A 13,573-nucleotide genomic window follows, 5' to 3' on the forward strand; every position below is an offset into this window, starting at 1 on the left:
TAAAATTGTTAATATTATTTACTATTAGTTGCAGCTGCGCGGTAGTAATCCATCGCCCACTGCACAGAAACACGTTTGCTCGGTTGGTTTGGCTGTGTGCCATAATGCTCTGCAAACCAACGTTCAATATCTTCAGCTAATGCAATGACCGACGCTTCACCTTTTACTTGTTGTAAAATTCGACGTAATCGACGGACAAAATCATCTGGCGTTTTAGCATTCTGTAATTGTGAAAAACGTAACTCACTGACGACTGATTTTTCACCTTCGGTCTTTTTGCCAGCGATTGCTGCCAACTTATCTTTATTATTGTTTTTAACTTGTACTAACGCAGCGGCAATAGCAGCAAAACATTCTATTTTTTCTGGTTTGGCTGTGGTAATAAGCGATTCAGGTAAACTTAGCCACAAAGCTCTAAAACCATCACTTAACATGACAGTATCAATGTTTTCACAACGTTTTAATTTTGCTTTATGGGCTGAGGGAGCTGGTATTATCCCTTTCTCTCTTAGTTGCTCGGTTGGCAAAAACATACTTTGCCACCAACGTAATATGGCTATTTCTATTGTGTTATCCATTAAGCGACCTCCTTATTAAATTCAATTTTATGGTTTGCAATAAAGGCTTTAATCTCTTTTCCACCGCGCTCGTAACTACCCAACCAACCGGCTAGTTGCTGTCTTGCTTTTATGCGTTTTGCCATCGATTTTTGATTACCTAACTCCGATAACGCATATTCATCAAACAAATCTAAGCAGGCAGTGCGAAGTGAACTTAACCAGACTTTAGCTTGTTCAGGGGTTAGGGTATAAGTTTGTTGTTCGGTGTTTTCTACTAGCTGTGCCACAGCAGTAAAAAATATTGATTCAGTGCGTTGCCAAAAGGCCAAGTCTATAAATGATGTATCTCCTTTAGCATCTGAAGGCAGCTCAAACCAAGCTGACTTTATTTGCGTGCGACTATGCCATAACGCATTATTACTCAATGTTTGTAATTGCTTAATTTGTCTTAACACATTGTCTTGCTGTTCGGAAGAAACTGGGAAAATAGGAAAATGATTTGAGTACCAACAGCGTGCTTTCATGTTATCCATATCATAAGCAAATACCCATAACTGGGGTATTTGCTTATGTTTTTGTTCAAACATATTGCTAACGGTGTAAAAATGATTTACGACTTTGGCACAACGCTGTCCTTGTTCATCACTCGTATAACTTAACAGTTCCCATGTTTTATACGTAATACCACCCGGTTGGCCTTTGGCAGATAAATGTTCTTCATCTGGCTTTTTAGGATCCCACTTATAAGGAGTAAAAGGATGTGTCCAATTGCCAGAATAATTACCGCCATAATTTTGTGTTCGGTAGGTAGATACTGTTTTTGACGTGAATAATCCAGATATTTTGCAAATCGCTTCTTCATTCTCTACATTTATGCGAATGCGCCTTGGCATAGCCCAAAACATGTGTAATGGATGGACATCCTCTTGATAAATTTCACTGCCTTTTTCTCACTAGTCTGGGTTTTAGCTAACCAAGGGAATACACTACCATCAGTAAAATCAGGTGCTGGGTAACGCCACTGTTCTAAATTAATGACATTTAACCAAAGTTTTTGCCATAAGTTTGTATCAACTGTTGCTGGCATAATTAATGTGGTTAAAGGGCCGCCACCACGCAAACCAACTCTATGGCCTGAACCACCAGATGGCGCATTAATTTGTAACGTAAACAGTGCTAAAGAAGCCATTTCTAACGACATTACCTCGCCAATGCCGCGTTTTATAAAATGATCTGTATTTAATTTAAGACCATTCGCTCCAGGCGCTTCGATTAATAACCCTGCTACTGTTGTTGGCTTTGCAGTTGCGAGCTCATCATAATCTTGCATAAATAATGGGCCATCACCTTCAACATTAAATGCGTGTTCAACTTTATTAAAAGCCGCTTGTAGCTCCTGCTCACTTGGTGGCTGCTCATAACGTTCAATCCATTCAATATCATCTTCTGGCGCAAATACTGTTTGTAACAAGCCAATAGCAAACTGATATGCCGCTCCCTGAAAATCAGCCCTTGGCAAAGCAAAGTCAATTACATCACTTCGGCAAATAGCACTCATTGGCAGGACTTGTTCAGTGCCATCTTTCAATTTAAAAGGCAACCATGATATTTTTAAAATATTCACTTTTATTCCTTATTTTGATTTCATAAAGAAGGCATCCATGCCTTAAATTTCTTTTAACGATTCCAATTCGTTTGAATACAGTTAGAAACTTCGTTTGTTAAATTGTACCAATGTGCTTCATTCTTTACTGAGTCAACAATAATGAGAGAATCATTTCCATCCATATTCGCCCAAACATGCTTAGCAGCTTGCTCTGCGTTGAGCTGGGAATTAACGTACCAAATAGAACTTTGTATATGCGCCCAGTCCCCTAAAGACTTAATAGACCTTATTACTGCATCATAATTCTGACCAGCAACATTTAAATCATACGAAATAATTAAATTACTTAACATTTGAAATACCTTATTGATGAGACATGTAAAAACTGCGACAAACATTGCCTACAGCATCGAAACCACTTATCATCAATTTTCCAGACTGGTGCTTGTGGGGGTGGTTCACTGCCTCTGCTTGCTCCACCCATTCGACAGTTCAAATATTAAACACCACCCATCATAAAGTCAAATAAAATAAAAGCTAACAGATTAAATCTCATATAATATATTCACTATAAAAACAAAAAGTATTATTCACTAAATTGATTAACCTAAATTAAAAATCAAGTATAATTACTAAGTTCTCAAAATTTTTGAGATGAACCGCTAACTGATTAGATCTCATACGAGAAAATCAGCTGTTCCCCGCTATAGCGGGGATGCTCTTTCACTAACCCCTGTGGCTGGGTGATAAGTAAAATCTGGATCAAGCTCAGGTAACCATACCTGCATATATTGTAAATATTTATACTGTTGTTGAAGCTGCTCTAATGCAGGCTGAAATTGCTCTGGAATTGGCATAAGTTTATCGGCATATTTATTTTTTGATAATTTCACTGTACTTAACTGCACTGCAAATTTGTCATCTTTAATCCAAGGTATTAAATTGCCTTTTTCAACTTGTTTGAGTAATAGCACCTCTACCGTTTCAATATCACTGTAGCGCGTACTAATATCCGTTGTATCTTCATGCCATGCGCTTGCACTTTGGTCGCAATAACCAAATTGTTGCCACTGCAATAAATTTGCTTTTGCTTTATGTGCTTTTGCGCGTTCCGCCGCAAATAATTCATTTTCTTGATTAATTAAACACTCTGGAATTTGTGATAGCGCTTCATCACTATAAACAGCTTCAATTAAATCTCGTGCTTGTTCAGGCATTCGAATAGCACCAAATTCAAGTAGTTTGCGCAACCCTAACCATAAACGCCCCGCAGAACGGTAAACATATTGAGTATTAATAAATGATTTGCTTAACCAATCAGCTTTAGGAGTATCGGTGTATTCAGGTGCATGGATAAACAATTTAGGTTGCTCACGGCTATCAATAATGCCTGTTTGATAATTACCTTTTGCATCACGAGTATGGCGATGTAAACGACCTGTACGCTGAATTAAATCATCAATAGGACAAATATCTGAGATCATGACATCGGCATCGGCATCTAAACTCTCTTGGAATACCTGCGTTGCAATAAGTACTTTGCCGCTTCGAATTTCACCTGTACTTGTTTTACCAAAAGTATCCAGCACTTGATTTTCAATATGTTTGCGATCAGCTAATACAAATCGACTATGAAACAAGATGCATTGCTGTGGCTCTGCTAAATAACCTTGTAATTTTTGATATGCTTGCAGGGCATCATCAACCGAGTTTCTCACCCAAACAACACATTGATTTTGTGCAACCGCAGTAAGAATTATCTTTATGCATTCATCAACACAGGTTAGCTGCTCTACTAACACTTCACGGCTAACATCAGAACGACTTTCTAAAGATTGTTCAAGCACAACTTTTTCACTATTTAAATTGACTCTAGTGGCCAAAGGAAAGGCTTGTTCTTGTAAGTCTGTTAAAGGCATACCGGCAGTATTAAGCCAAATGTTTGTAAGTCGTTGTCGTTGTTTGAAAGAAAGCGTAGCCGTTAACAAAATGGCCGAACCACCTTGATGTAAGTGTAAGGCTAATAAACTTTCCAATAACTCAAACATATACTCATCGGCAGCATGTACTTCATCAAAAATAAGCACCTTTCTATTTAGTCCTAAAAGACGTAATGATTGGTGGCGTCTTGGTAAGACAGCAAGTAAAGCTTGATCTATCGTGCCAACGCCAACTGGCGCTAATAGAGCTTTTTACGTGAATCAGCCAACCACTGATTACACTGTGCGGTCGCAGTACTATCAGTATTATCGTAATTTTGATCTTCATATGTTGATGTAAATTTAGCGTCTCTTACCGCATTACTAAACACATTATTCATTTCTCTCGCACCATGGGCGAGTACAATACTAGGTTGTTTATCACTCGTGCTATCAAGCATCTCTAAATAATGTTTGGCAACTCGAGAAAACATCGCATTTGATGTTGCCATGGTCGGTAGACCAAAATAAAACCCATCTGCACTGCCCGTAGCCATTAAACGATGAGTTAATGCAAGTGCAGCTTCTGTTTTACCTGCACCAGTCACGTCTTCTAAAATAAATAATTGCGGGCTATTATCGAGCTCGACTGTTTCAGCCCATTGTTGTAATGGTGTGGCTATGTAGCCAAAATGCTCTTTAATAGAGATAAAAGGTTTAACTAAAGGTGCTTTATCTAAGTCTGTTGAATTTACGGCTTTTATCGCTATTTGTTGGGTTAACTGCCAATATTCATTTAAAGATCCCGGGCTTGATTTGTAAGTGAAAAAATATCGATCAGAACCTATCCAATCAGCTAACACAGCTATGCCTGCGATTTGCCAACTGACTAATTCCAATTTTCTTCGCCATGCTTTTATAGCTAATTTTTCAATAGGAAACTCAAGCTTTAACACTTCAATCAGCTCTTGGTAAAACTCTCTTATAGCTATTAGGTTTTGATCTTCGGTGAAGGCTTTTATTGATTGAGGGTCTTGCTTATTTATTGGCTCACCATGATGCCCAAGCATACAATTCATTAGCACCATTAAATTTTTTGACGTATCAGCGTGAGTACGGCGGTTATATCCATCAATACCTAAAACGACTGTAAAAAAATCTTCTAACAATGAATTCCAAAAATAGAGGCCCATTCGATCGTGACGATAGTTTTTACCATCATAATCAAAACAAGATTCGATCTTTAATAACTCTCCATTAGGTGTGCTATAAAGTTTTTGAAACGCAGATGCAAACTTTCCTAAATCATGTAAGGCCAATAAAAATACTAACAAACTTTGTAATTGCTTTGGAGTTACTTCCAAAAACGCGGCAAGGTCTTTGGTTAATAGTTTATCTTCAGCTAATAGAACCTTACCAACAGCCGCCACATCCATACAATGATAAGGCAATAGGTGATAATCAGCGCCATCTTGTTCTGGCGCTTTTTTCGCTTTCCCCAGTATTTAAAATAACTTTTAGATTCCATAAATTATTCCGTTAATTTCGCTACTAATAAAACTATAAACTAAACTACTAAAGAAAAATCAGCTCTTAACTTTGGTAATTAAGGTCCTAGAAAAACCTACTTTATTTACCACATAGAAGTTTCTTATTCGTAACGTCTATACACTACACTTCCCTAAGACCAACAAACAATCACTGGATACACATACACGTACAAACAATAAACACATCTTTCTCTGATTTTTTCTCGCTACGTCTTTAATCCCTGTATTTCTTTATTGCCGCCAATTATCTGTACTAAATTTGTACACACCCACCAATTTAATTTTTCAAATTACTAGTGGATTTGTGATTAAAAAGCACACGTCATTGCAAAAACGGGCCAATGAAATGCGCCTTTAATCTAACATCGGGTAATGGGCTTCGCCCCACATGGCGCCGGGGTTATCCATCATAATATCGATGAGTATGGGGGACAGTTTTGATAGAAAATTGACTGCGTCTCGGAGTTGCTCGCGGTTTGCCGAGCTATTCCAAGTGGCACCGCCATGAATAATTTGATTTCGAAGGGTGTACAACCTCGCTAAAATCACAGTTAGCAGTGCAGGGCTGTCATTGCGTGATAGTGCTTTATTTGCTTTGGATTTTGCTGCAGAAAATTTGTCCCGCCATTCTTGCTCGGTGATCTTGCCATTATGGTGATCCCAAAACGGTTGGAACACATATTGATTGTCAATTAAGAGTCGAATACTAGAGGTAAACTCACTCCAAAGTAACTGATGGAGTTGTTGGTTTTTATCTAAACCGCAGAGTTTTTTTATAAAGAGTTGGAAGGTTTCTAATTCACTAAATTTTGAGGATTCTAGGCCCTGAGCGTAGGCGGCGTTAAACGATATCCAAAGAAAAACAAACTGTGCATCTTTGTCGTCGTCACATTGCTCGGCTTTATTGAGCCAAGACAAGGCTCGGTGAACGCGCAAACCATGGGCATCTGGAAACCCGTGTCGAAGTATACGCTGTTTATCCTTTAACAATTGATAATTCATAAATTCCCTTTGCTAACAACCAAACTGCTACTTTTGATTAAACGCCTTTTCTTTATTGTAAGCAACACCCCATTGGTATTTTTAATTGCTTTTAAACCTATTTAATATTTATAAAAGGCTTACTAATGAGTAGAGCTTCTTTATTATTTTACGTGTCACTTTAAGCTATTTAAGCGTCTTTTATTCAGAAAACACTGCGCTTAACCGACATATGAGTGTGCTCATCTATTACATCCGTCAAACCACTAATAGGGTTTGTTTACTTATAATGTAGCTTTTAAATCTTTGTTGCTGCACCACGTTAAGCGCGTAAAGCCATAACTGCCGTAAAAATCGTTTTAAATCTCCCAACGCCCTATGTGTTCAAAGAAGCTATCCAGCTCCTGACAGTCCAATCTGGATGTCGCCTATTTTGCTGTTTTAATCCAATGGCAGTCCTCTAATTTCTAACGGTTATCAACAATAGAAAGTTAAACCAATGGGAACGGTGGAGTGGAGTTGTTATTAACTTTGTTCGGTCGCATTTGCCTACTTGAGGTTAGTTCCGACTCTCTTACCCTGTGTATTTCAGGGACAAACGTTAGATCGAATAACAGCAGGTAACGTCAACAAACTGAGGCTTCATCACATTGCGGAAATAAATAAAAAGCAGCCTCAACCCAAAGATGATGTCTATATATATTATACAGAACAATAAATAGCCAAATTTACATTAGCGCGTTATATTTAGGTCTAAGGTGTTGATTTTATGTCCACCAATGTTTAGGGACAAATAAATGTTTTTGCAATCAAGGATTAATAACATGTGTTTTCTTAGAAAATACCAGTGGTTAATTATCTTTTTAGTGCCATTTTATGCACAGGCCATTGATGTTAATTATTGTGTCGACCCAGACTGGATGCCTTACGAAGCAATGGTAAATGGCCAGCATAAGGGTATTTCTAAAGAATATAAGCAGTTGTTTCAGGAAAATAGTACGATTAATTTCAACCGTATTCCTGCGAAGTCTTGGAATGAAGTCACTGAATTTCTAAAAGCAGGAAAATGTGAACTCACTTTGATGTTAAATCGTTCGTCTGAACGAGAGCAATACCTTGATTTTACTATGCCCTACTTTTTGGTCCTAATGTGTTAGTTACAACAAATAATCGCCCTTACGTTCAAAATATTTCAGCCGCTGCAGGAATGAAAATTGGTGTAGTCAAAGGTTACCGATTGGTCAGCTACATGGAGCGATTCCATCCCAACTTGCAGGTAACCCTGCTTGATAGCGAACTCAATGGCTTATTAGCTGTAGCAGATGGTGAAATAGATGTTTACGTTGGTTCCCTCTTATCAATAACCAGTAAATTAAAACAGCATAATATTGCTAACTTAAAAATAAACGGCTGGGTTGCAATTCAAGACGAACTCAGAGTTGGCGTAATCAAATCTCGCTCAGCTGAATTATTGCCAATACTTAATAAAGTCATTGACCAAATTCCAGTGCAGGTCCATAACGACATACTTAATCGGTGGAGTAATACCCTAGTCGTTACCGAAACCGATTATACTTTGGTTAGAATGATCACTCTTGGCGCTGTCTTATTGCTGCTAATTTTAGGATGGCGATTCCAAATATCGAGAAAAGTTACCGCTACCTTAACGAAAAAAACGCGCAGTTACAAAAAATGAGCGCCAAGTTAGAAGAGTCTAACCGACAGCTAGAGTATATTTCTTACCATGACAATTTAACTGGCCTTTATAACCGTCATTACTTCTTAACCACGTTTAATCACCTTTTTAATGACATGCAAAGGCAATCGCATGATGCTTCTTTGATGTTAATTGATATCGACTTTTTCAAACAAATCAATGACAAGTATGGTCATAATGCAGGTGATGAGGCATTAACGCATTTGGGTAAATTATTGAAAAAGGCCATTCGCTCAGGTGATGTCCCTGCCCGCTGGGGTGGTGAAGAATTTGTCGTGCTTATGCCTTCTACGACAGAAAACGACGTCAAACAGGTCGCAGAACGATTAATTCAAAACATTGAAAGTTATCAGTTTCCGATTATTGCAAAACTGACAGTAAGTATAGGTGTGTCGCAGTTCCGAGCCGACGACACCATTAAAACATGGTTAGAACGGACCGACAAAGCGCTTTATCAAGCTAAAGAGCAAGGGCGGAATCGAATTAGATATAGTGCTTAACCCCTTTTTAAACAACATATAATATTAACTAGAACCGTGTTTGTTGACCCAACGCTTACATCTTTTCTAACATTTGCTTTAAAAGCCTCCCAAGTTAGTGTGTACACACTTTTAACACGGAATAATAAAAATAGCCGCTTTAGTAGTCATCAATAACAAAGTGAGCAACTTGCCCTACCTTTCCATTTAACTACCAGTATCCACTAAGCCTAGCTGAGTTTGTAAATACTCCATTTGTAAATACTGCGGTATAAGTACTGCAGAGCGTATGTATTTACTACCGCTAGTTTCTAGCCAAACCATCCGGTTAGTTTCAATTAAGTCGTGCACTTTTACGGTGACGTTTGCGTTCATAACAAAAGTGTAGCGAGGTAACGCAAAAAAATTTAAGGGTTTAGCAAGCCTGTTTGGTTTAATAACTTCAAGCTAATAATAAATGACACTCACCTCGGTGCTTTTTGTCATTTAGCATCTTTCGATTTAGAACGATTATTACGCTACGCGTTTGGTCCATTTTATGAGAAAACTAACAATGAATAAAAATAAAGTTACCCTCGCGGTTGTCACCAGTTTACTGGCGTTAAGTGCGTGTAATAGTAATCAACAGGCTCAAAACACTCCAAACACATCAAAAAAAGCGCCTGTTTATTGGCAGGACTTGAGTGTTTTTAAAGTTAATACCGAAGCGCCACGCGCGACTTTTTGCCCTACGATGCTGAGTCAAAATTAGCAGCGGATGATTACCAAACCTCTCCTTATTACAAACTGTTAAACGGCAATTGGAAATTTAATTGGTCGGCAAACCCTAGTTCAGTTCCCGCTGGTTTTTTGACCCCAGTTTTGATGTCTCAAATTGGGATGAATTACCCGTGCCAAGTAATTGGCAAATGCATGGTTACGATTATCCGATATATACAAATAGACAATATCCGTTCCCTAAAAATCCGCCATTTGTCCCCGAGGATGACAACCCAACAGGTGCTTATCGTACCAATTTCACTGTGCCAACCGATTGGGACGGGCAGCAAGTATTTATCCACTTTGGCGGCGTTAACTCAGGATTTTATCTCTATATAAATGGCCAAGAAGTCGGTTATAGCGAAGGCTCTAAGACGGCCGCTGAGTTTAATATTACGCAATACCTCAAACCTGGTGAAAACGTACTTGCCGCTAAAGTTATACGTCATACCGACGGTAGCTATATGGAAGACCAGGACTTTTGGCGTGTCAGTGGTATCGAACGCGATGTGTATTTACATACCGCACCGAATACCCATGTAAGGGACTTCTTTGCCAAAACAACACTAGTGAACAACTACCGCGATGGTGTGCTTAATCTAACAATCGATGTCGCCAATAAAAATCAATCGGCCCAGTCTGTTGATTTGGTTGTGAAAGTCAAAGATGCGAGTGGCAAGGTGGTCGCCACCGACAAAAATACGGTTATTGTTCTGGCAAATAAACAGCAAACCGTTGAGCACAAAATAGTATTAAACAATATTAAAGCTTGGTCAGCTGAGTCTCCAAACTTATATCAATTATCGATTAGCACTGAATATAACGACGGCACACCAACTCAACACATAGGTGAGCAAATTGGCTTTAAAACGGTTGAGTTAAGCAAAGGTCAGTTTTTGGTTAATGGCCAACCTGTTTTATTTAAAGGCGTAAACCGTCACGAACATGACGAGCGCACAGCACATGTCGTTAGTAAAGAAGCCATGTTGGCTGATGTTAAAATGTTAAAAGAAAACAACATTAACGCGGTTCGAACCTCGCATTATCCTAACGACCCTTACTTTTATCACTTGGCCGATAAATACGGTTTATATATTATCGATGAAGCCAATATCGAAACACATGGATTTGGATATTCGCCAAAAGATACACCTGCTGCAAAACCTGAATTTGAAGGCATGCATTTAGACCGATTAGAACGTATGGTTGAACGAGATAAAAATCACCCTTCTATCACGTTTTGGTCAATGGGCAATGAAGCCGGCGATGGGATCAATTTTGTTAAAGGTTATGACTGGATCAAACAACGCGACAATTCGCGTTTAACCATATACGAACGTGCCGAGCAGCAATCTAAATACACCAAAGAAAAGCACGTACACCAAGACGCTGTTACTTGGATGTATCGGACAGTCAAAAGGCTTAAAAAAGAATATATCAACCAATACCCAGAACGCCCGTTTTTCTGGGTGGAATACTCACATGCGATGGGTAATTCAAATGGTAACTTTAAAGAGTACTGGGACTTTGTTCGCGCAGAACGTCAAATGCAAGGCGGGTTTATCTGGGATTGGATGGATCAAGGTCTGATTAAAAAAGATGAAAACGGTAATGAATTCTGGGGTTATGGCGGAGACTTCGAACCTGAAGGCGTTCACAATGCTGGCAACTTTGTATTAAATGGCCTAATTAACCCAGACAGAACACCACACCTAGGGTTGTTTGAAGTTAAAAAAGTGTATCAAGATCTGCATTTTTCAAAAGTAGGTAAAACAACTTACCAGCTCTATAACGAAAACTTTTTTGTCGACACGTCAAGCTACAACATGACTTGGCGTTTGATTGAAGATGGTGTTGTTATTAAAACTGGGCAAGTTGACACAGTTGCACAACCTCAAAGTAAAGTTCGTTTTGATTTGGCCAAACAACTGCCTAAATTAAAGTCGAATAAAGAATATTTTATAAATTTCTATGCGACAGCTAAAGGCACACACCCGTTACTTGAAAAAGGCCATTTGCTTGCCAGTGATCAGCTTATGTTGCAAAAAGGCAAAACGTCTACATTTGTAACTAAGGGAGCAGCAAACGTAAAAGTCGCTCAAGATCCTAACCAAACGGCTGTCATTGCCGGTGATGCAAAACTGAAATTTGACTAAGGCTGGTTATTTAACGTCTTACCAATACAAAGGTACAGAGATGTTAAAAGAAGCCCTTAAATTTAACTTATGGCGTGCACCTACAGATAACGACTTTGGTGGTACAAACGGTTTAGTTAAACGTGGCAAGCTTTGGAAAACAGCAACCGAGAACCAGAAAAGTCTTGGTTTGAAGGTCGTTTCGTCTGACGCTAACCTGGTTGTTTTAGAACAGGTTGTGGATCTCGCAGACGCCGATTCGTCGGTTACTTACCAGTATACGATTAACGGTCAAGGCGAAATCAAAGTTGATGTCAATTTTGACTTTGCTGGCGATGCCCGTGTGAAGATTGTAAAAACAAAACCAAATGGTAAAACATTCAAGGTTGATAAATACAGTGAGATCCCTCGCATTGGCACAAACTTCCAAATGCCAGTTAACTTCGACCAAGTTACCTACTACGGTAGAGGGCCACACGAAAACTATTGGGATCGTAAAACCTCAGCCTTTGTCGGTATTTACCAAGGTGAAGTTAAAGACATGGCGTTTGATTATATTCGTCCGCAGGAAAATGGAAATCGCAGTGACATTCGCTGGGCAACCTTAACCAATAAAGATGGCGTTGGTCTTAAAATTATTGGGAATTCCGTGTTTGACTTTAGTGCCCATCATCAACCACAAAGCGATTTTGACCCGGGCGATAATAAAGCCCAGCGTCATTACACTGAGATTAAAAAGCGTGACTTAGTTAACGTAAATGTTGACTACAAGCAAACCGGTGTTGGTGGTGATAATAGCTGGGGGCAAAAGCGTGGGAGCAGTATCGATTAAATGCTAAAGACTATAGCTATTCGTTTACATTATCTCCAATTGACTCTGTGGAGCCGTATAAGGCAGAGCAGACGATAAAAATAGGGACACATAACGAACTTTAATCGGACGTTATCAAAACACTTTAGGCCACACATAATGAAAGTTATGTTGTGGCCTTTTTTATTGCACTATTTAATGTAATAACATACCGAATGGCTGGGCGATCTGATGAATGCTCTAGTCGCACTGCATTCGCAATATCCTGCGTTTCCACAAAATTAGTTACAGGCTCAAAACTAAGCGCCCCCTTGCATAAAGCTAAAGGACGTTTGCTGAACATTGAGAAAATATAGTGACTTTTAGGCGCTAAGTTGACCCAAACGACTAATCGTTTTTAACCACTGTATTATCTGATACTTCTTTTTAAACCCTTTTAACGCCGCACCTAAGTCGCTACCAACTGATTTCAAACGTTTTGTACCAAACAATAAAACAACAATAATGGCAACTATCACGAGTTGCCACACACTTATACCTGAAAAACCCATAAAAACTTCCTCTAATTAAATTACGACTTATCGCTGACAAAAGCGATGTTAAACGCTCAAACAGGTATGCCGAGCAGATAACGTATTACCACCTGACTTATGCCGGTGACAATTTTCTTGTAAATTTTCTCTATCAATCACCTCGGAAAAAAACCTAGGTGCTCAGTGAAGATTATTTACCATTTAGTGGTGATGCCGGCGGTAAAGGAACTGAATTTTTGCGCGCCAATCCACTAATTTTGTTAATAACTTCTGTTTTATTTTTAAATGACTTTTGGAAATATCCACTCGCTCTGACGGATCGTTTTCGAGATCAAATAATTCCACTTTGCCACTTAACAAAAATTGAATAAGTTTATACTGGCCTTCTCGAACGGCGGAAACAGGTCCATGTTTATATGCGGTGTTTATATGCCAAAAATTGGTTTTTGTTGATACGGTTGACCAAACATTAATGGCTTAAAGCTACTCCCGTCGAGTTCACCCGCGTAATCTTGCACACCGG

At 38.9% G+C, this 13,573-nt stretch carries 12 protein-coding genes and 3 pseudogenes; 7 read left to right on the forward strand and 8 right to left on the reverse strand.

All coding sequences use genetic code 11. From position 1 onward, the window contains the following. Window positions 1–14: 14 nt before the first annotated feature. The 6 genes and pseudogenes from casB to PN838_RS06915 form a co-directional block, all read right to left on the reverse strand. The gene (gene casB, locus PN838_RS06885; RefSeq protein ID WP_272180131.1) at window positions 15–578 is read right to left on the reverse strand and encodes a type I-E CRISPR-associated protein Cse2/CasB; all 564 of its coding nucleotides are present in this window, start codon (window positions 576–578) and stop codon (window positions 15–17) included. Continuing rightward, window positions 578–2,118: pseudogene (casA, locus tag PN838_RS27090) on the reverse strand (type I-E CRISPR-associated protein Cse1/CasA). Before casA ends, casB begins: the two are co-directional and overlap by 1 nt. A 119-nt stretch (window positions 2,119–2,237) precedes the next feature. Then, window positions 2,238–2,519, reverse strand: coding sequence for a CRISPR-associated protein Cas2 (locus PN838_RS06900; RefSeq protein ID WP_272180134.1), 282 nt, complete (start codon window positions 2,517–2,519; stop codon window positions 2,238–2,240). Between the two features lie 351 nt (window positions 2,520–2,870). Beyond that, window positions 2,871–4,325, reverse strand: a complete 1,455-nt coding sequence (gene cas3 / locus PN838_RS06905; RefSeq protein WP_272182525.1) for a CRISPR-associated helicase Cas3' — start codon at window positions 4,323–4,325, stop codon at window positions 2,871–2,873. A 20-nt stretch (window positions 4,326–4,345) separates the two neighbouring features. Continuing rightward, window positions 4,346–5,536 (reverse strand): CRISPR-associated endonuclease Cas3'', encoded by a 1,191-nt coding sequence (locus tag PN838_RS06910; RefSeq protein ID WP_272180135.1) that lies wholly within the window; start codon window positions 5,534–5,536, stop codon window positions 4,346–4,348. A gap of 453 nt (window positions 5,537–5,989) precedes the next feature. Continuing rightward, on the reverse strand, window positions 5,990–6,637 hold the full coding sequence (locus PN838_RS06915; RefSeq protein ID WP_272180136.1) for a HEPN domain-containing protein: 648 nt from the start codon (window positions 6,635–6,637) through the stop codon (window positions 5,990–5,992). An 803-nt stretch (window positions 6,638–7,440) separates the two neighbouring features. Here PN838_RS06915 and PN838_RS06920 point away from each other — a divergent pair. The 3 genes from PN838_RS06920 to PN838_RS06930 are packed head-to-tail and all read left to right on the forward strand — an operon-like array spanning window position 7,441 to window position 8,833. Next, window positions 7,441–7,773, forward strand: a complete 333-nt coding sequence (locus PN838_RS06920) for a transporter substrate-binding domain-containing protein (protein ID WP_272180137.1) — start codon at window positions 7,441–7,443, stop codon at window positions 7,771–7,773. Then, a complete protein-coding gene (locus tag PN838_RS06925; RefSeq protein ID WP_272180138.1) occupies window positions 7,767–8,312 on the forward strand; it encodes a type 2 periplasmic-binding domain-containing protein in 546 nt (181 codons plus the stop codon). The genes PN838_RS06920 and PN838_RS06925 overlap by 7 nt, the downstream gene beginning before the upstream one ends. Then, window positions 8,309–8,833: a GGDEF domain-containing protein gene (locus tag PN838_RS06930; protein ID WP_272180139.1), complete on the forward strand. Its 525-nt coding sequence runs from the start codon at window positions 8,309–8,311 to the stop codon at window positions 8,831–8,833. Before PN838_RS06925 ends, PN838_RS06930 begins: the two co-directional genes overlap by 4 nt. Window positions 8,834–9,019: 186 nt before the next feature. On the opposite strand, the gene PN838_RS06935 is transcribed toward PN838_RS06930, so the two are convergent. Further along, window positions 9,020–9,187 carry a hypothetical protein gene (locus tag PN838_RS06935; RefSeq protein WP_215963700.1) on the reverse strand — a complete coding sequence of 56 codons (168 nt, stop codon included), beginning with the start codon at window positions 9,185–9,187 and terminating at the stop codon, window positions 9,020–9,022. Between the two features lie 178 nt (window positions 9,188–9,365). On the opposite strand from PN838_RS06935, the gene PN838_RS06940 reads away from it, so the two are divergent. The 4 genes and pseudogenes from PN838_RS06940 to PN838_RS06955 all read left to right on the forward strand — a co-directional run bounded on the left by PN838_RS06940 (window position 9,366) and on the right by PN838_RS06955 (window position 12,538). Then, a complete protein-coding gene (locus PN838_RS06940; protein WP_272180140.1) occupies window positions 9,366–9,563 on the forward strand; it encodes a hypothetical protein in 198 nt (65 codons plus the stop codon). Between the two features lie 130 nt (window positions 9,564–9,693). Beyond that, window positions 9,694–11,316: pseudogene (locus tag PN838_RS06945) on the forward strand (glycoside hydrolase family 2 TIM barrel-domain containing protein); the annotation flags it as partial. Beyond that, on the forward strand, window positions 11,308–11,727 hold the full coding sequence (locus PN838_RS06950; RefSeq protein WP_272182526.1) for a DUF4981 domain-containing protein: 420 nt from the start codon (window positions 11,308–11,310) through the stop codon (window positions 11,725–11,727). The pseudogene PN838_RS06945 and the gene PN838_RS06950, both read left to right, overlap by 9 nt. Continuing rightward, a complete protein-coding gene (locus tag PN838_RS06955) occupies window positions 11,720–12,538 on the forward strand; it encodes a beta-galactosidase small subunit (protein ID WP_272180141.1) in 819 nt (272 codons plus the stop codon). The genes PN838_RS06950 and PN838_RS06955 overlap by 8 nt, the downstream gene beginning before the upstream one ends. 401 nt (window positions 12,539–12,939) lie before the next feature. Here the strand turns inward: PN838_RS06955 and tatA are convergent. After that, a pseudogene (gene tatA / locus PN838_RS06960) lies at window positions 12,940–13,068 on the reverse strand (twin-arginine translocase TatA/TatE family subunit); the annotation flags it as partial. Window positions 13,069–13,573 lie beyond the last annotated feature (505 nt).

Source organism: Psychrosphaera algicola (genome assembly GCF_028401425.1).
GTDB lineage: Bacteria > Pseudomonadota > Gammaproteobacteria > Enterobacterales > Alteromonadaceae > Psychrosphaera > Psychrosphaera algicola.